Raw genomic sequence first — 17,018 nt, forward strand, 5'->3', positions numbered from 1 at the left:
TCCGCTTTGCTTGGAGGGCGTGGGTTATGCCAGTCCTTCATCTTCCTAATCGGGATCGCGCGGACAGCCGGCGTCACCACTCTCAAGTGCGCATGAACCCATGGGCCACGTTTTTTAACGGGGTCGATCCCACCAATAAGCTGACGGCCGCTGCCCTCACGGATCGAGATTAGCACAGGGCGGTTTCTACCGCGCACAGGCGGGCAGAGGCCCGGGGTGGTTTTTTAGGATATCGCGCTCCGCCTTCAGCTTCGCGACCTCACGGCGCAGCCTCTCAACCTCAAGCTGCTTCGGCTTCATCTGCCCATGGCCGGGAAAGGCCTGCGTCGGATCAGCCCCATATTCCCTGACCCATTTGCGCAGGACATTCTCATGAACGTCCAGATCGCGAGCCGCCTGCGCGACGCTGACGCCGCGCTCCCTTACCAACTTCACCGCCTCAAGCTTGTATTCGCGGCTGAACTTCCGTCTCTGCATTCACACTCTCCGGTTTCGGAGGGCACCTTATCTCGGTGTCCATGAAACCGGCAGCAGGCCAGAGCGTTATGGTTATTGGCCTGAATCTCTATGGCTATGATTCCACGAAACTGGAGGAACTCGCCAGCGCAGTGGCCGAGCCAATTTCCATCAACACAAAGCCATTTTTTGGCAACAACTATTCGAGTTTCGACATTGTCGGCCCTCGAGGCAAAATCTCTTTTTCTTCGACAGAAGTCTATACCGATGACGAATGCACTGAGGAAGGGCGGCTTGAGTACGTAGATTTTTCAGTTCGATGCCTCCGGCCAGCAGCGACCTCGTCAACTAGAATAACGGTATTTGCTCAAGTTTGCTTCACAGAAAAAGAGCCGCCGGCTAGTGAAACAGTCGGCGTATATAATTTTACCAGGTATCTTCGCGATTTAAGTTTCGTATCGATATATAGGCGCAATGTAGTTATTTCTGGCTTGCGGATTATAACAGAAAGAAACACCATAAATATAGTGCTTAGCGATTATGAAAGCGCCTTGCATGTATCCTTTGGGAATGACGGTGTTTTGGGGCGGAATTATACTCCAATCGCTGAATATGGGCCAGGCATTGCCGCTTCATGACAGGTTTATTGGGGGCTCAGCCGAAACTTGGCAACGTGCGAGCGGCACATCGCTTCCAGCGAGGTGAAGCCCCGAGCGAAATCCGCCTAGGCCGCGTGGACGAATTGGCCTGTGACGGATTCAGCGATACTTCGAGAAGAGGTCTCTCTGGGCTCGGTTGATCGAACCATCATCCCAATCGACCTCGCGCTTTGACTGCGGGATGTGTCCGCGCCGATATTCGTTGCCGTAGAACAGCGTCCCGTGAATGCCGAGCGCATCGCGTTTCAGGATGGGACGGTCCCAAAGCGGGGCCAGCACACGGCCGACGTCGTCGTCACCAAGCCGTTCGATTAAGTCTTCGACTAGTTCCATGTCTCGTCCATCCGGAAAGATGGCGGCATACTCCTCCTCTGTTGCCTGGAACACACTGAAGGTAGCGTTCACGGCGCTGTCGATGATTTGGATATTCTTCATGACGTGTGTTCTGACATTCAACAGCAACGGCGGCAATGGGATGCAAGCGGATAGGCAAGTTCGCTACAGCCAGATACTGGCACAAATTCGTCCCCGCGGCCTAAGATAAGAGCCCCAGGTGGTCGGCGGGCCTCTAGCTGTCTTCAAAACCAGCCAAACACGCCCGCCAGCAATAGCAGCACCAGCGCGAGCAACAGCAGCAGGCCCGACCAGCCAGCGACTTAACCCCGCAATCGTTTCAGGCTAACGTGCCCACAGTAATTCATAGAGGCATCATTACCGCCATGAGCCCCAAAAATGGATCACGATCATTCATCTTGCAGGCCATTGATCCGGCCACAGATTCGGCTGTGGCCGAGGTGCGCGTTCTCATCTCAGACATAGATCGGCTACGAATGGTGCTTGGCCTCGAAGAAGGCGAGGATCCAAATCTAAGCGGTCGATACATTTTATCTCAGTGCGAAATGGTCGAGGTCGGTGCGCTTTGCCGCCCGTCGTTTGTGCCCGACCGGATGCTGACGGTCATCGAACCTTGGCATTCCATACGAGAGGTTCCCTATCTTGTTCACACCAATTTCGAACTGCCGTTGATGCTTGAGGGCCGGAAACCTTTGGCCGTTTTCAGCGATGGCTATCCCGCACAATGGTTCGATGACCGGATTGCGCACTTTGAGCCATTCATAGAATCTGGTCGATTTGTGCGCCGGATCGTAGATCGGCCCTTTGATGCAACGGCAAAATCCCAGACCGGCCTCGACGGCATCCGAACCGTCTGTTTCGCCTTACCATCCGAGCGATGGCGGATTGATGCGTATATGCTGCTGAAATATGTTGGCGAAAGGTCAGGCTGGAACGAAAGTCTCGAACGCTTCGAGGGATTGTTGTTAGGTTATGAGGATTGGCAGAACGATTGGTGGCTTGACCGGTATCGAGAACGCCATGAAGAAAGCCCACCGAAGTGAGCGGCGGGCTTCTGGTCGGTCGGCGAAGATAGGTCGGCGCTATTCGTAGTAGCCGCGAGAGCTTTCCCGCACGATGCCGCCAACGTCCATCAACGCGAACTGGATAGGCTTGTCGGGGTGACGTTGCCCCAGCCGTCGCACGTCGGCTGTGATGCCGGTGCAAGCTGGCCGCTCAATCAGGGCCGTCATTCCCGGACGCTCAAACGCTCAAACCCGTTGTCATCCACCGCGAAAGCACGGGTGGAGAAAAGGGTTACTTCTTCGATAGCGTGAAGGGGGACGACGGCGGTAGTGGACCTTTCGATTGGTTAATGACGAAGCCATCAAACGGGCCGAAAAATACGCCTCTGACAATGGTATCCCGCATGTTGTGGTCCGCGCTCAGGTAGAGCGCTGAACCATGCGAAATGCACGAAGAAGCGTTCTAGAAACCGCCCCTTCCGCTGGAAGGGCGGCGGCTGATTTCCTTCGGGTGCGCGTGCTTACTCGTGCAAGCCCCAGTTCCGTTTCACGTCGTTCCTGCGATTGAACGCCTCCGACGGCAGTCCGGAGCTTGAACTCCGACGGACGCCGTCGCTCCCCGTCCAGGTAAAGGAATATTCGTACCCGGTCGACTTGCCGCTATTGCTGGAGAAGCCCCGCAGGTCTTTCGAAACGTCGATGCCGGCAAGCGTCAGCCTGGCCGGTCCGGGCCCGGCATTTTTGTAGAATATCCGGTTCATGAAGTGATGATCGAGGAAGTCGCTCTCGCGTACGAGGACGATGTCGTCGACGCAGTCCTTCCTGCGCTTGCGTTCGCGGATCTCTTCCCGGAGCGGCTCGGCGTCACGGAGATAGGCTTCGGCCTCGGGCGCCTCCTGCACAGCCTTCCCGCGCTGCATAGGAAGGCGGCCATCCTTGTACGCCTGCAGGATTGCGGCCGCAGCATCCGGGCCGACCACGGTGACAAGATCGAAGAGGCTGTCGTTGCGGGGGTGGAGGTCGCGCTTCAGCTCCCTCGACAGCAGGTCTCCTTCCATGACAAGCGTGTAGGCCTTGCGAGGCGCGACGCCGGGGAGCCACCGAAGAAAATCCGTGAGTGATCGCATGACTTACTCCATCGCGAGGATCTTCTGGAAGAACGGGTCGAATACAGCCTTCACCCGATCGAATTCCTTTTCGCGGAGAACTTGCCGCTTCGCCTCGCCGTAGGTGGCGATGGTGACCCCTTCAAATTCAAGCCCCGAAGCGTCCTCGGTCGCAACGATGGTCTGGGCGTCGCCTGGAAGGTGATCGAAAATGAACTTCACCATCTGAGGAAGATGGACCTTGTCCTGTCCCTGCTGGTTCGGGGAGTCGATCACGACGGGGAACCTGGCGTTTGTCGTGAATTCGATCTTCGTGTGCAGAAAAGCGTAATAGTACGCCAGCAGCGCTCTCGGACCTTCGCTTCCGCGCGCCACGTTAATGGACACGATCGACTGCTTTTCCGGATCGTCCAGATGGACGTCCAGTTCCTGCGAAAACATCGAAAGCCGGGTCCGATAGAACTTCCTGATCTCCGATGTGCGCGTTCTGTCGGTGAACTCGTTCATCGAAGCGCGCAGGGCGTCGGTTCTGGTTCTGGAGCCATCCGCCGCCACGATCTTGTCGTTCAACGATACCCGGAGAATCTTGGTGGCCTCTGTCTTGCCGGCCGCGACCAGCACGTCGTTCAGCGAGAGCGATTGTTTCCGGGTCTCGAGGATCTTCTGAACGCGGGACAGGCTTGCGCTGATCGCGTCGAGCTTGCCGCGCTCTGCCCGTTCCTTCTCGACCAGTCTTTCCATCTTCGATTGGGCGTCGGTCAGCGCCTTGGACAGGACGCCCTCGTCCTCGATCAACGCGAATCTTTCGGCAAGGGAGTTCTGGTACTCGTGCCCGCAGGTGGGGCACTCGACCTGCCGTGGCAGGGAGGACGCAAGTTCGAACTCGCCTCGCATTTCATTGAGAGCGTTTTTGAGGAGGACCGCTTCGGCCCTGACAAGGTGCGATTCCTCGTGGAGGTCGGACACCGTCCGGCGGTGTTCCGCCTGCAGCACGAGAAGTCGTCCGCTTTCCGCGACTAGGTCGTCGCACTCGCTGGCGAATTCCTGCAGGTCGTAGGTCGGCGTCGTCCCTTCGATTTCTTCGATCTGGGTCATCGCCTGGCGGAGCGTCTCGACTGCGGTCTCCAAACTAGAAAGGACGATCTTCTCCTTCGTCAGCTCGGCCTTGGCGGAATAGTAGCCGTCCGGCCGTATGCCGGAATGGTAGTCGGCCAGCGTTACTGCGCTTTCCGGCAGGTAGAAGTCCTTACGGAAGGAAACCCAGGTATTCTCCCAGCTTCCGTCCTGGTCGACGTAGAACGGCGCGAACAGGTACGCGGGCGGCGGCGTCAAGGTTTGTCCATCCTTGTCCACCATCTCCAGTTTGAAGCCGAAGAACTCCGCGAGCTTCGGTCCCCAGTCCTTGACTAGCCGCTGGCCCCAGAACCGTCTGTTGCCCTTGTCGTCGAAGAGCGAATGGACTCCATGCGCCTTGACCGAGAACCAGGTCTCGCCTGCGAACTCGAATTCGAGGCAGCTCGAAACATTGGCGTTCTTCCAGCGATCGTCAATCTTGTTCGGCGTCGCTCCCAGAGCCTCGTACAGGCTCTTCATTATGACCGACTTTCCAAAGCCGTTTGCGCCTTGGATCAACAGCTTTCGCGAGTGCAATGGTACGTGCAACGCTCTCTTTTCGACCTGCGACAACAGGAAGAGATTTTTGAATTCTACCGTTGGCATTGCTGCTCTCGCTTAGTTTTCGAAGGACGCGCCGCAGTCTCGTCGTGTCGTCGTGTGTCATGTCATGGCTTCCATCAGTTCGACGATCATCGCGGACTGGAGATCGTAGAGTTCCGACGCGGGTTCAACGAGACCGTGGGTCTTCACGGCTACGGCCGCCTCGAGTACGCTGTCCATGTCGCTCAACGCGGTTTTTCCGATCGCGTCGCCGATCGCGGCGCTCAACTTGGCTGCCGTCCTGTCGCCCGCCCGACGGGCGTTCGCGTAGGACATGCACTTGTTCTTGATGCGCTGGATCTGCAGCGCCCGCATCCCGTCCGCCGCGAGTTCGTCGTTCACGCTCGCCCACCACTCGACGAGATTTTTTGACCTGCTCTGAACCCGGACGATCAGACGGCTGATCTGGTCTCGATCGAGGGCGACGCGCTTGTGCAGTTCTTCGACCGTCGCCGACTTCGTTTTGTTGCCGGTGCACTCTCCCGCGGCGGCGAGGAGCGCCGTATAGAAGGGGCTGGAAACCGCGACGAAATCGGGGTGGAGTTCTTCCAGCATCGTCACGATCCTGCCAAGCACCGTGGCGCGATAACTTTCCAGGTCGAACGGGACGCGCTCGAACGTCAGAAGCGTCGCGTGGGTCTTGTCGAAGCCGGCTGGGAAATCCGCCTCCAGCGACTTCATTAGCGTGTCCTGATCGGCGGAGCATAGATCGGCGACCGAAAGCTCGCCGTCGTGGAGATCGGATTTGGTGGCCGTCGCCAACGTGGCGCTTAGCGGCCGGTTGGACAATATCGACGCCCGTCGAATTTCCGGCCCGAACTGGGCGACATTGTAGTAGGCCTTGCCGACGATGGATTTCGGCAGTTCGCCCTTGGGACTTCGTCTCGCGAGCCTCTTCGCAGTCCACGTGAGTTCGCTGCTCGATTTCACCTGGTAGAACGATAGCTCCGAGTTTTCTCCTTCCCCGACGAAGACGACGAGATCGTCGTGATGATCGAACAGGGCGACGAATTCCTTGCCCTGCTTGTAGAGATTGAGAACGAGCGCCATCGACACGTTCACCTGGTAGTCGAAGGCCATGAACGCAGCGGAGCCCGCGGTCTCGCGTGGCTGTTTCGATGCTACCGTCGTTAGTGTGGGCTTTGGCAAGGAGACTCGGTCCGGAAGGGTTTGAATCTTTTACTAGTTGTTGCCGAAAATGGAAGTGGAGGTTGCAATGAGAGGCATCGTTACAAGTCACCGCCTCGCCCTGATGGCGACGATCGCGCGACTTGGTCGCTGGTACCCTTAACGTGACTCATGCGGTCGCATTTTAGACTCCCGTACGCCCCACATCATAGGATTTACCGAGGCAAGGTCAGCAGGATGAGTTCACAATGGCAGCTTAGCTCAGGGTTCCGCCAAAACCGGCCAGTCTGCTCATGATGCGGTGGACGGCTCTCCTCCCTCCCTGCGTATGATCATGGGGCTAGAGCTGAGGAGAGCTATGATGGGCAACGTTACGACGATTGGTCTGGATATTGCGAAGTCAGTGTTTCAAGTCCACGGCGTGGATGCAGAGAGTGAGGTTGTCGTTCGCAGGAAGCTGACCCGAGGGCGCGTGCTGGCATTCTTCGAGAGCCTGCCGCGTTGCCTGGTCGGAATCGAAGCCTGCAGCTCGTCGCATTATTGGGCGAGAGAGCTGACTGCACGTGGCCATGATGTGCGGCTGCTGCCGGCACAGTATGTGAAGCCTTATCTGAAGCGGCAGAAGAATGATGCGGCAGACGCGGAGGCGATCTGCGAGGCGGTGACCCGGCCGACCATGCGCTTCGTACCGGTGAAGTCGCCCGAGCAGCAAAGTGTGATGATGCTGCACCGGGTCCGGTTGATGCTCAACCGCCAGCGCACGCAGATATCGAACGCGTTGCGAGCACACCTATCCGAGTTCGGGGTCGTGGCGCCGATCGGGCGGAATGGGATCGAGCAACTGCTCGTGGTTGTCAACGACGAGAACGACGCCAGGATCCCCGCTGACGCACGGCTGTGCCTGCGCATGCTCGAGGCGCAGCTCCGGGTCGTGAAGGAACAGATCCTCGAAAACGATCGTCGGGTCCGAGCGAGTGCGCGAGAGACCGAGCTTGGCCGCAGGTTGATGGAGATCCCGGGCGTCGGCCCGCTGCTGGCGAGTGCATTCGTGGCCACGGTCGCCGATGCGCATGCGTTCAAGTCGGGGCGCTGTCTTTCGGCCTGGATCGGGCTCGTGCCGAAGCAAAACTCTAGCGGGGGCAAGGAGAAGCTCGGCGGCATCTCCAAGGCCGGCAATCGCTACCTGCGACAGTTGCTCGTGGTCGGCGCCATGGCGGTCATCCGCTATGCCGAACGGAACGGGACAAGGCGGCCATGGCTGGTGCAGTTGATGGCGCGGCGAACAACCAAGGTTGCAGCGGTTGCGCTGGCCAACAAGACCGCCCGGATGGTCTGGGCATTGATGACAAGCGGCGAGCGCTACAGGGAGCCGGTCGTCGCATAGACAAGGCGAGGAAACGCCGACGAGGTTGGAAAGGGCGGACAGGAGCTAATGCAGCAAGCCGGTTGATACCGCCGGATCAGGAGAACCCACTGGGGCCGTGCACCTCGAGTGCGAGCTTACGATCGGGATCTGAGACGCGCGAATGGCATTATGGCCAGCGGCACATGAAAGGCCGCACCTACAGGTCGGATACATGGCCGCACCAACCAGCAACGGCAATGCTCAAAGAACCCCTTGCCAACGGAGAGCCGTCCATACACGGCCCCAAACTGCCAGTCAGCAACTCGCCCCATTCCAGCCGTTCTGATCCACGTCATCCGCTCCTGGACGCTGCTGTCGCAAATGACTTGCAGAGGCGGAGGCGTGTCAGCGGAAATAACTTGCCGCGCAAATAAGTCGAATCATCTTGCATCAAACGGCAAGTCTCCGGCCACCACAGCTATGAATTTTCGTATCAAATCCGCAACACTACAGCAGTCAGTGTACCGACCCTTGCCATATGCATTTAGTGACACAGCGAACATTTCATCCAAAACGGAGTATTTACTCGCTCGCGGTTCTCGAGAAGGCTGATCCTCACGGCGTTCCTGCCATGAGGATTAATGAATGCACTATAAACCAGAACCACACTTCCCTTCGCTGACCCCGCTAGTTGTCCAGGTCCGCTGGAAGGTGCCGACCGAGTTTCCTGCCTGCCCCGATGAATTCACCGACGATGCGCTCCTACTCTACGCCTCGAGGCTCTCGTTCGGCAGTGTCTTCGCGCGCAACCAGTATTCCACCAGCCTTGTCGTGGACCATCGCCTCAAGGACGATGACCTGATCGTACTCACTCGTTTCGCAGGGGACAGCATCAAGGATTGGGCCGTCGCCCATATTTCGATCCATGACGGCATTTTTTTTCATCGCAGCGAATTCACCTTCTACACCCTGCCGGGTGCCCTGAAGCACTTCTGTGAATTGGTCGGGGAGGTACTGACGGATTCGATCGACGATTATTGCTGATCGGGCGATGACTCGGCAGGTGCGCCGGCGTGGCGAAGCCGGCGAGTGCGAGGGCGATCAGCGCCGACAGAGGGAAGGTTCCCCCGTCGGACTGCTGTCGGCCGAGCATGTTCCTTTCAGAACTTGACCCGGTCATATTGGTCACGCCGCCGCTGCACGCATGGGCAGAACGAGATCGCCGACCGTGTAGGTATGAAACTCGCTCTTCGAGACGTCATCCAGTTTCCGGAACTTCTCGACGAATGCTGGATCGGAGAAGAACTCGTCGACATTGCCGGCTCCCTGGATCGCCTCGATGTTGACGACCGTCTGCCCATCCATGCTTTTCGCCAGGCTGCTCCAGAGGAAACCTTCTTTGCGTTCGGCGACGTAATGAACGACGTCCTGGATGATCGCGAAGGCTTCCTCCTGCTTTCCGGGATGAACGTGAATGACGTTGACGATAAAGGTCGTGGGAGCGGGAGCGGCCGCAAAGGCGGCGATATGTTTCGTTTCCATGAGTGTCTCCATCTGAGCGCGGGCCATGCCGGCCGCGACAACGTCTGGATATCGGCGGACAAATAGCGGATAAACGGGCCAGTATTCTCGACACATCGGAACGAAATTCCTCAATAGCCGTCATGGACAAGCTCGGAACACTCGGCATTTTCATCCAGGTTGCAGAGGCCGGGAGCTTCGTCGCCGCCGGTCATCGCCTCGGCATATCCGGTTCGGCCGTCGGGAAGGCCATCGCCCGCCTTGAAGACGAGCTCGGTGTACGATTGTTCAATCGCTCGACGCGAAGTATGGCCCTGACGGAAGAGGGCAGCTTCTTTCTCGAGACTTGCCGGCGCATCCAGTCGGAATACGAGTCCGCCCAGTCAAGATTATCGAGATCGCAGGCGATCCCGCGCGGGCAGCTCCGTGTAAGCCTGCCGTTGGCAGGCATGCTTCTGATGCCAACAATATCTTCCTTCATGGAATCGTTTCCTGAGATCAACCTCGACCTCGACTTCACCGATCGCCTCGTCGATGTCATCGAGGAAGGTTTCGACGCCGTCATCCGCACAGGGGACGTGAGGGACACTCGGCTGATGAGCCGCAAGCTCGGCACATTCAGGCACATGATCGTGGCTGCGCCAGCTTACCTGGCGGCCCATGGCCACCCGACGGTGCCAGAAGACCTCCTCCAGCATCGTTGTCTTCACCACCGCTTCGCGAACTCCGGGAAGCTTGAACCATGGCCGTTGGTGCGCGAAGGACGCGAGATCAAACTCGAGCTGCCGACGACAACGGTTGCAAGCACCCTGGAACCGCTGATCTACCTTGCTGAACGATCGTTCGGGATCACATGCCTTCCACCATTCGCTGTGGCGTGGGAGGTAGCACAGGGGAAATTGGTTTCACTGCTGGACGACTATCTGGCAGACACGGGGACCTTCCGAGTCCTCTGGCCGACCAATAGATACCTGTCCCCAAAGGTCAGAGCGTTCGTGGATTATATGGCCGTGAACCTCTTCGCAGGGTGATCGCAGGGAAAGCAGGTCGGGCGTCTGTGTACGGCGACCACAACCTCCAGCATTTGTGGAATGACCGCTTTCAGCCGTCCATACACGGCCCCGTTCTACCTTGACGTTTTCCGTTTCTCGACTGGCCAATCATGGCCGAGGAGAAACACGATGGGTTACTCTCGATTTGATCCAGCCATACAAGGTCGCGCAGCGTGGAATGCCGGAAAGACGGTAGGGACGAAGAGGCCACTCACACCGCGGTTTTGCCCTCTGGCGTGACTTGAACGAACGGCAACTCGCGGGTGTCTACCGATGCTTCCGGAACGGCGGCAATGCGGTCGGGTGCCGAACGGCAGCTTATCGCGAGGGCGGACAGAAACCGGACGGTCTGGTACCGGCCCCTAAACTGACAGTCCGCAACGTGCCCATGTCGGCCGTAGCGATCAGCTTTGCCAGACATTGCCGGCCATCACGCTCGAGGTCGCGGTTGCGCCAATTCCAAGCCTCACCTAGCGGAGAACGAACAGCAGCTTACGATGGATGGAGAACTGACCTTCCGGTCAATCGCGTTAGAGCGCGGCTAGTTTCAGCCACGGCGAAGGAATAGCAGGTAGAAAGCCGCGAATACAGAAACTATTCCAATATTCACGACCAGCCTCTGCCAGAACCGATCTCTGAAGGACAGAAAATCCACCCTGCTGAAATCACGGTGGGTTTCCAGTCGATTTTACACAGCCACGTTCTTTTTCTGGGTATAGCTGCCCCCGAACGCACGAGCGGTTGGCACGCCTCCATCGCCCCCTAAGCCATAGCCTCCACATGCCTCCTTTACCCAATCCCGAAGCGATCGCGATACGAGCCGGGCGTAATTCCCAGCCGCTTCTGGAACGCGCGGTGTAACGCATGGAGACTGCCGAAGCCTGAGTGCGCGGCGATGCGGGCCAGCGGCCAATCGGATGTCTCCAGCAGCGTCTTCGCGCGTTCAACTCGCGCTGCTTCTACGAATTGAGCGGGCGTCGTACCGGTTTCCTTATGGAAAGAGCGCGAGAAAGTTCGCTCGCTCATTCCGGAGCGCGCGGCAAGAGCGCGGCCGGAAAGATCGCCGGTAGGATCTTCGACGATTTCATTCAGTAACTTGCGCAGGCGTGGCGTGGCCTTGACCTGTATCGCCAAACCTGGACTGAACTGTGACTGCCCCCCAGGCCTGCGCATGAACAGCACCATCTGCCGAGCGACGGATAGCGCCGTTTGCGCCCCGCAATCAGCTTCAACCAACGCCAGGCACAAATCGATCCCCGCCGTGATGCCGGCAGAGGTGAACACCGGCGGCTCGGCGACGAAGATCGCGTCCGGTTCGACCTCGATCTGAGGACGAAGCTCCTTCAGGAGAGCGATGGAATTCCAATGCGTGGTCGCGCGCTTTCCATCAAGAAACGCGCCCGCAGCGAGCACAAAAGCGCCCGTACAAACGCTGGCAAGCCGACGCGTTGCCGCGGCGCGCGACTTCAACCACTTGATAAGATCAGTCTCGAAGATAACCCCGCGCAGCCCCTCCTCGTTCCCGCCAGCGACGATGATCGTATCGACCTCATCGGGCAGGTCATCGAGCGCCACGGCATCACCCAGGCGAATTCCTCCAGCCGAACTGCAACTCATGGACCCGCCCGCCGGGGAGGCCAGCACAACCTCATAATGCGGCATGTGTTGGGACATATGGAGGTTCGCCATGGCGAAGACTTCCATCGGCCCCACCACATCCAGGGCCTGCACCCCGTCATAGCCGATCACAACGATCCGTCTTACATTGCGAACTGGTCCCTGCATTGGCGTAAAATGCGATAGATTTGACATTTTCGCCAGGGCCGAGCCCACCTATCTTGGTGGCACTCTAAGTCAATGCGAATATCCCCATGCACCGCCTTCTCCTGAAAGCCCTCCTCGTCGTCCTCCTCCTGGCCTTGCCGACAATCATAGGTACCGGCGATGCCCCGGCCGCCGACACAAACTCCATTCGATTGCCGCCTGTGAAGGCTGGGCGAACCCGTCCGCTCATCGCCATTGCGGCGGACAATGCAGGCACTGAGACAACCGACCTCATCGTTCCCTACGGCGTGTTGAAGGAAGCAGACATCGCCAATGTCGTCATCGTTTCCACGCATGCGGGCGCAGTCAGCCTGATGCCCGCCCTCACGATCAAGCCGGATACCACTATGCACGCATTCGACACGGCCCATCCGAGCGGCGCGGATATCGTCATCGTGCCAGCCTTGCACAACAGCAGGAATGAAGTCGTTGTCGATTGGGTGCGCGAACAATCCGACAAAGGGGCGACCATCGTCTCGATCTGCGAAGGCGCTTGGATCGCTGCTCGAGCCGGTATCCTCGTCGGCAGGGCTGCAACCACTCACTGGTACGCGTTCGACGAGATCTCCCGAAGATTCCCCGGGACACATTGGGTTCGAGACCAGCGTTATGTCTTCGACCACAATGTGATGACCACCACGGGCGTCACCGCTTCCATTCCGGCGAGCCTCGCCCTCGTCGAAGCGATGGCGGGGCATGCGAAGGCGAAAGCCGTGGCGGCCGTGCTCGGCATCAAGACCTGGACTCCAGCGCATGATGCGGCACCGTTTCATCTGACGACAAGGCGAATGTGGCTGGTCGCCCGAAACTTCCTCTCGTTCTGGGGACACGAAACGCTGTCGATTCCGATCACAAACGGCTTTGATGAGATTGCGCTCGCGCTCACTGCCGATGCATGGTCGAGAACCTACCGCTCACAGGCGATCGCCGCCCCAAGTGGCAGCCTCATCCAATCGCGGCACGGACTCGTGCTGATGCCGGATGGAGACGTGGAAACAAGGGATCTTCAATTGGCTCTTCTTCACGCGCCCTCGGGGAAGGCTCTCGATCACGCTCTTGAGGAGATCGCCACCCGTTACGGCAAGGCCACGGCGGATCTTGTTGCGCTGCAACTGGAGTACGCACGCAACTGATGCGGGCAGCATCAAAATACCGCATCCTCGGCAATCTGGCGACGGGACGCGTCTGGATGTGGAACAGCTTGGTGGCGGTCAATGCACGGCGCTGAAGTAGAAGGTCAAGAACTGAGCCGAAATGCCATGTTTCTCTGGTTGGCGTGAGGTCCAGTATCAGCGCGAGATGGTGGAAACTGCCAATAGAAGTGGCACATTCGGCATAATCTGTCAGGCGATCGGACCATAGTCGATGCCCTGGAGCGGAAAGCTTTTGCTTGCCTGCAACGCCAAAATTGTTCGAGGAAACACATGCCTGCTGTTTTCAATCCTGCCGAAATCCGGTGTGCCGTCGCCGAGATCGATCTGGTGGCCGAGATGGAAGCGGGCTTCGCGACCTATTCGCGCGGGTTGGTCGATGTGCCGCCGGTTGGCGAGTTGCTGTTTCCTGAAGTGCGGGGCGAGATGCATGTGAAATACGGTGCGGTGCGAGGGGACGGTGTTTTCGTCGTCAAGATTGCAACCGGCTTCTACGGCAATCCCGAAAAGGGCCTGCCATCCTCCAACGGAGCGGTTCTGGTCTTCAGTGCACGTGATGGCAGCCCGATAGCGATCCTTCTGGATGAGGGGCACCTGACCGATATCCGCACTGCCGCTGCTGGAGCGGTAGTAGCCAAATATCTCGCACCACAAAGGCTCGACTGGATCGGAATATGCGGCTCCGGCACGCAGGCCCGTCTTCAGGCGCGCTATCTTGCTTCGGTGACGAGATGCCGCAACGTGTTGGTGTGGGCCAGAAATCCCGAACGGGCTGCGGAATGCGCCTCCGACATTGTGCGACTTGGCTTTGAGGTTGCCTTAGCGACATCTGCAGCGGCGCTGGCGGAGAGGTGCCGGCTGATCGTCACCACCACAGCCTCGCATGAGCCGTTCCTCATGGCACATGATATCCGTCCAGGAACGCACATAACGGCAATGGGGGCCGATACGCCCGAAAAGACCGAACTCGATCCAGCCTTGCTGGGTGGAGCGGCAATCGTCGTTGCCGACAGCAGGGCGCAATGCATAGAGCGCGGCGAGATCCATCATGCCCTCGCGCGTGGTGAAATTCGCGCCGACGCCGTTGTCGAAATCGGAGAATTGGTTGACGGACGACGTTTCGAACGCCGCCCGGAGGATATCACGATTGCCGATCTGACCGGGGTCGCGGTCCAGGACATCGTTTTGGCCAGGGCGATTTGCCGCCGCGTGGGCCTGATCGACAACCGCTTGGGCTGACTGGCCGTCAGGCTCTCTCACTAAATTCCTGGGCCAGGAAAAGTTCGATACGTCGCAGCGCCTCTGCAAAATGGTCTGGGTCGCCGCCGATACCTAACCGCAGATGGCCATCCAGTCCGAACCAGCTTCCGGCAACGACAAAGACACTTTGCGTCTCGCGCAGGCGACGGCTCAATTCCTCGGACGGGATGGGAAGGTTGTAGCGCAGGAATGCCATAGCTCCCGCCTGCGGCGCTATCCAGTGGAACATAGGCGTATGTGCCTCAATCCAGGCGGAGAGTCGCTCGACATTGCGAGCGAGCAAGGCACGGTTGCGTGCTACGATATAGGCTCGCTTTTCCTGCTGCAGCGCGAGCGTCGCTACGCGCTGGCCAAGCACATTCTTCGGAGGCGGCAAGTTCTACCGCCAGATCGCTGAGGCATTCGGCTATGGCCGCGCAGGGTCGGCAGATGCGTTCGCGGCTGGTGTGTCGGCGGTGGTTCTCATCGCGGCCGCATATTCGGCGGAAGTCTTCCGGGGAGCCTACCAGGCTATTCCTGCTGGCCAGATCGACGCGGCGCGGGCGTTCGGAATGTCTCGTTCGACCATGTCCCGACATGTCACCTTTCCGCAGATGCTACGGCATGCTTTGCCGTCGCTTGCCAATATTTGGCAACTCGTGATCAAGGACACGGCCCTCATCTCTGTCACCGGGCTCGTCGAACTCATGCGCACCACGGATGTGGCGGCCGGTTCGACGCGTAACCCCTTTCTCTTCTATTCCGTGGCGATCATGATCTTTCTGGTATTCACCGGCATATCCAACATGGCTTTCGAGAGTGCCGAGCGCCGCTTTAGCCGTCATGTCGATCGAGGTTCCGCTAAATGAGATGGGACGTCGTCGCCACCGCTTTTCCGGCTCTTCTCTCCGCCGTACCGATGACGCTGCAGCTTGCATTCATCGCCGTTGCAGCCGGATTTTTCCTGGCGGTTCTGCTCGCGGTCGCTCGGCTTTCGGGCATTCGCGGGTTGTCAGGGCTTGCCTATGCATATGTCTATGTCATTCGCGGCACGCCGCTGCTTCTGCAGATATTCTTCATCTACTATGGCGCGGGACAGTTCGATGCAGTACGCGCGTCGCCGTTCTGGCCGATCCTGCGGGAGGCGTATTGGTGCGCATTGTTGGCGCTTTCGCTGAATACGGCCGCCTATGGCAGCGAAATCATCCGCGGCGGTTTGATGTCGGTGCCGAAAGGCCAGATCGAGGCCGCAAGGGCGTTCGGCCTAAGCGGGATGCGTCTTTTCAGGCTGATAGTCTTTCCGCAGGCCCTGCGCGTCATGCTTCCTGCCTACGGCAACGAACTGATCCTGCTACTCAAGGCCACCTCGCTCGCCAGTACGATAACGATCATCGACGTCACCGGGATGGCCCGCACTCTTGCGTCGCAAACCTATGCGCCGGTCGAAGTTTTTGTCTGTGCGGGCGTGATCTATCTGGCGCTCACCACTTTATCGACGCTTGCTGTCCAGTCCGTGGAGGGAAGGCTCAGGCGCCGGGGCGGGCTTGCGCTGCAAGGCTAGAAAGAAGCCAGCTATTCCAAATGGGAGAAATTATGACACATCCCTTGCCTCGACCGGTCGATGGCGCCGGCGCAGCATTGCCGACGATCGAAACACGAGACCTCAGAAAGAACTTTGGCGCAGTGGAGGTGCTTAAGAGCGTGTCGTTCCGGGCATGTGAACACCAGGTCGTCTCCATCATAGGAGCGAGCGGATCGGGCAAGAGCACATTCCTGCGATGCCTCAATTTCTTGGAACAGCCCAGCGGGGGCGAAATACGTTTCAAGGGCGAAAGCCTGCATATCGACGGCGCCAAGGGCGGCGCCAGACAGAGGGACATCGAGCGCTTGCGCCGTCGCACCGGCATGGTTTTCCAGCAGTTCAATCTGTGGTCTCATTGGACGGTGTTGGAGAATGTCGCCAAGGTTCCCATGCATGTGCATGGTGTTTCCAAGGGGCTCGCCGAGAAGCGTGCTATCGAGCTACTCGCCAAAGTCGGCCTTGCTGGCAAGAAGGACGCCTATCCTTCCGCACTCTCCGGCGGTCAGCAGCAACGTGTTGCCATAGCGCGGGCGCTTGCCGTCGACCCCGAGCTTCTTTTGTTCGACGAACCGACTTCTGCCCTTGATCCGGAACTGGTGGGGGAGGTCCTCACTGTCATTCGTTCGCTGGCCATGGAAGGACGCACCATGATCGTGGTTACCCACGAGATGGGGTTTGCGCGCGAGGTCTCCGACAAAGTCGTGTTCTTCCACAATGGTCGCATTGAAGAGGAGGGGGCGCCGGGGGAAATCTTGAAAAGGCCTCAAAGTCCGAGACTTGGCACTTTCCTGAGTTCTACCCGCTAGGTTGAAGAGCGGCAAGATCCTGGCGCGGGCATTACCAGCCGACGCATATTCAAGAACCGATGATTAACAAGGCCG

General features: G+C 58.6%; 18 protein-coding genes and 1 pseudogene. 10 read left to right on the forward strand and 9 right to left on the reverse strand.

What is annotated here, in order from left to right; all coding sequences use genetic code 11:
* Positions 1-222: 222 nt before the first annotated feature.
* A pseudogene (locus C7I85_RS13255) lies at positions 223-477 on the reverse strand (transposase); the annotation flags it as partial.
* 41 nt (positions 478-518) lie between these two features.
* Between C7I85_RS13255 and C7I85_RS30565 the strand changes: the two are divergent.
* Positions 519-1,094, forward strand: coding sequence for a hypothetical protein (locus C7I85_RS30565; protein ID WP_146148875.1), 576 nt, complete (start codon positions 519-521; stop codon positions 1,092-1,094).
* A 120-nt stretch (positions 1,095-1,214) separates the two neighbouring features.
* Here C7I85_RS30565 and C7I85_RS13260 read toward each other — a convergent pair whose 3' ends face one another.
* The gene (locus C7I85_RS13260) at positions 1,215-1,550 is read right to left on the reverse strand and encodes a hypothetical protein (RefSeq protein WP_106724481.1); all 336 of its coding nucleotides are present in this window, start codon (positions 1,548-1,550) and stop codon (positions 1,215-1,217) included.
* Between the two features lie 284 nt (positions 1,551-1,834).
* Between C7I85_RS13260 and C7I85_RS13265 the strand changes: the two genes are divergently transcribed.
* Entirely contained in the window at positions 1,835-2,512 is a 678-nt protein-coding gene (locus C7I85_RS13265; protein ID WP_106724482.1) for a hypothetical protein, read from the forward strand.
* Between the two features lie 39 nt (positions 2,513-2,551).
* On the opposite strand, the gene C7I85_RS30965 is transcribed toward C7I85_RS13265, so the two are convergent.
* From C7I85_RS30965 to C7I85_RS13280, 4 genes are all read right to left on the reverse strand, one after another.
* On the reverse strand, positions 2,552-2,701 hold the full coding sequence (locus C7I85_RS30965; protein WP_181257171.1) for a hypothetical protein: 150 nt from the start codon (positions 2,699-2,701) through the stop codon (positions 2,552-2,554).
* A 293-nt stretch (positions 2,702-2,994) separates the two neighbouring features.
* Positions 2,995-3,600, reverse strand: a complete 606-nt coding sequence (locus C7I85_RS13270; protein ID WP_106724483.1) for a hypothetical protein — start codon at positions 3,598-3,600, stop codon at positions 2,995-2,997.
* Between the two features lie 3 nt (positions 3,601-3,603).
* Positions 3,604-5,172 carry a hypothetical protein gene (locus C7I85_RS13275; protein ID WP_146148876.1) on the reverse strand — a complete coding sequence of 523 codons (1,569 nt, stop codon included), beginning with the start codon at positions 5,170-5,172 and terminating at the stop codon, positions 3,604-3,606.
* A 183-nt stretch (positions 5,173-5,355) separates the two neighbouring features.
* Positions 5,356-6,444, reverse strand: coding sequence for a dsDNA nuclease domain-containing protein (locus tag C7I85_RS13280; protein ID WP_280954363.1), 1,089 nt, complete (start codon positions 6,442-6,444; stop codon positions 5,356-5,358).
* A 340-nt stretch (positions 6,445-6,784) separates the two neighbouring features.
* Between C7I85_RS13280 and C7I85_RS13285 the strand changes: the two genes are divergently transcribed.
* Together C7I85_RS13285 and C7I85_RS13290 are read left to right on the forward strand one after the other, a co-directional pair.
* Complete coding sequence (locus tag C7I85_RS13285; RefSeq protein WP_106724752.1) at positions 6,785-7,807, forward strand: IS110 family transposase; 1,023 nt, start codon at positions 6,785-6,787, stop codon at positions 7,805-7,807.
* Positions 7,808-8,413: 606 nt separating this feature from the next.
* Positions 8,414-8,812 carry a hypothetical protein gene (locus tag C7I85_RS13290; RefSeq protein ID WP_106724486.1) on the forward strand — a complete coding sequence of 133 codons (399 nt, stop codon included), beginning with the start codon at positions 8,414-8,416 and terminating at the stop codon, positions 8,810-8,812.
* 141 nt (positions 8,813-8,953) lie between these two features.
* Here the strand turns inward: C7I85_RS13290 and C7I85_RS13295 are convergent, their stop codons facing one another.
* Positions 8,954-9,310 (reverse strand): antibiotic biosynthesis monooxygenase, encoded by a 357-nt coding sequence (locus tag C7I85_RS13295; RefSeq protein ID WP_181257172.1) that lies wholly within the window; start codon positions 9,308-9,310, stop codon positions 8,954-8,956.
* A gap of 122 nt (positions 9,311-9,432) precedes the next feature.
* Here C7I85_RS13295 and C7I85_RS13300 point away from each other — a divergent pair, with 122 nt between their 5' ends.
* On the forward strand, positions 9,433-10,320 hold the full coding sequence (locus tag C7I85_RS13300; protein ID WP_106724487.1) for a LysR family transcriptional regulator: 888 nt from the start codon (positions 9,433-9,435) through the stop codon (positions 10,318-10,320).
* Positions 10,321-11,130: 810 nt separating this feature from the next.
* Here C7I85_RS13300 and C7I85_RS13310 read toward each other — a convergent pair.
* The gene (locus C7I85_RS13310; RefSeq protein WP_245444930.1) at positions 11,131-12,090 is read right to left on the reverse strand and encodes a GlxA family transcriptional regulator; all 960 of its coding nucleotides are present in this window, start codon (positions 12,088-12,090) and stop codon (positions 11,131-11,133) included.
* A 122-nt stretch (positions 12,091-12,212) separates the two neighbouring features.
* Here C7I85_RS13310 and C7I85_RS13315 point away from each other — a divergent pair, with 122 nt between their 5' ends.
* On the forward strand, positions 12,213-13,298 hold the full coding sequence (locus C7I85_RS13315; protein ID WP_106724489.1) for a DJ-1/PfpI family protein: 1,086 nt from the start codon (positions 12,213-12,215) through the stop codon (positions 13,296-13,298).
* A gap of 348 nt (positions 13,299-13,646) precedes the next feature.
* Positions 13,647-14,555, forward strand: a complete 909-nt coding sequence (locus C7I85_RS13320) for an ornithine cyclodeaminase family protein (RefSeq protein WP_280954364.1) — start codon at positions 13,647-13,649, stop codon at positions 14,553-14,555.
* A 7-nt stretch (positions 14,556-14,562) separates the two neighbouring features.
* On the opposite strand, the gene C7I85_RS13325 is transcribed toward C7I85_RS13320, so the two are convergent.
* Positions 14,563-14,952, reverse strand: a complete 390-nt coding sequence (locus C7I85_RS13325) for an aminotransferase class I/II-fold pyridoxal phosphate-dependent enzyme (RefSeq protein ID WP_146148877.1) — start codon at positions 14,950-14,952, stop codon at positions 14,563-14,565.
* A 13-nt stretch (positions 14,953-14,965) separates the two neighbouring features.
* Between C7I85_RS13325 and C7I85_RS13330 the strand changes: the two genes are divergently transcribed.
* The 3 genes from C7I85_RS13330 to C7I85_RS13340 are packed head-to-tail and all read left to right on the forward strand — an operon-like array spanning position 14,966 to position 16,943.
* A complete protein-coding gene (locus C7I85_RS13330) occupies positions 14,966-15,424 on the forward strand; it encodes an ABC transporter permease subunit (protein WP_106724492.1) in 459 nt (152 codons plus the stop codon).
* Complete coding sequence (locus C7I85_RS13335; RefSeq protein WP_106724493.1) at positions 15,421-16,116, forward strand: ABC transporter permease; 696 nt, start codon at positions 15,421-15,423, stop codon at positions 16,114-16,116. Before C7I85_RS13330 ends, C7I85_RS13335 begins: the two co-directional genes overlap by 4 nt.
* 32 nt (positions 16,117-16,148) lie before the next feature.
* A complete protein-coding gene (locus tag C7I85_RS13340; RefSeq protein ID WP_106724494.1) occupies positions 16,149-16,943 on the forward strand; it encodes an amino acid ABC transporter ATP-binding protein in 795 nt (264 codons plus the stop codon).
* The last annotated feature ends 75 nt before the right edge of the window (positions 16,944-17,018 follow it).

It is taken from the genome of Pseudaminobacter soli (ex Li et al. 2025) (assembly GCF_003012705.1).
Classification (GTDB): Bacteria; Pseudomonadota; Alphaproteobacteria; order Rhizobiales; family Rhizobiaceae; genus Pseudaminobacter; species Pseudaminobacter soli.

What these genes read in the sequence shown, in the direction of transcription:
- C7I85_RS30565 (WP_146148875.1), top strand. Translation starts at nt 519, where the DNA reads ATGAAACCGGCAGCAGGCCAGAGCGTTATGGTTATTGGCCTGAATCTC.
- C7I85_RS13260 (WP_106724481.1), bottom strand. Translation starts at nt 1,550, where the DNA reads ATGAAGAATATCCAAATCATCGACAGCGCCGTGAACGCTACCTTCAGT.
- C7I85_RS13265 (WP_106724482.1), top strand. Translation starts at nt 1,835, where the DNA reads ATGAGCCCCAAAAATGGATCACGATCATTCATCTTGCAGGCCATTGAT.
- C7I85_RS30965 (WP_181257171.1), bottom strand. Translation starts at nt 2,701, where the DNA reads ATGACGGCCCTGATTGAGCGGCCAGCTTGCACCGGCATCACAGCCGAC.
- C7I85_RS13270 (WP_106724483.1), bottom strand. Translation starts at nt 3,600, where the DNA reads ATGCGATCACTCACGGATTTTCTTCGGTGGCTCCCCGGCGTCGCGCCT.
- C7I85_RS13275 (WP_146148876.1), bottom strand. Translation starts at nt 5,172, where the DNA reads ATGAAGAGCCTGTACGAGGCTCTGGGAGCGACGCCGAACAAGATTGAC.
- C7I85_RS13285 (WP_106724752.1), top strand. Translation starts at nt 6,785, where the DNA reads ATGGGCAACGTTACGACGATTGGTCTGGATATTGCGAAGTCAGTGTTT.
- C7I85_RS13290 (WP_106724486.1), top strand. Translation starts at nt 8,414, where the DNA reads ATGCACTATAAACCAGAACCACACTTCCCTTCGCTGACCCCGCTAGTT.
- C7I85_RS13295 (WP_181257172.1), bottom strand. Translation starts at nt 9,310, where the DNA reads ATGGAAACGAAACATATCGCCGCCTTTGCGGCCGCTCCCGCTCCCACG.
- C7I85_RS13300 (WP_106724487.1), top strand. Translation starts at nt 9,433, where the DNA reads ATGGACAAGCTCGGAACACTCGGCATTTTCATCCAGGTTGCAGAGGCC.
- C7I85_RS13315 (WP_106724489.1), top strand. Translation starts at nt 12,213, where the DNA reads ATGCACCGCCTTCTCCTGAAAGCCCTCCTCGTCGTCCTCCTCCTGGCC.
- C7I85_RS13335 (WP_106724493.1), top strand. Translation starts at nt 15,421, where the DNA reads ATGAGATGGGACGTCGTCGCCACCGCTTTTCCGGCTCTTCTCTCCGCC.
- C7I85_RS13340 (WP_106724494.1), top strand. Translation starts at nt 16,149, where the DNA reads ATGACACATCCCTTGCCTCGACCGGTCGATGGCGCCGGCGCAGCATTG.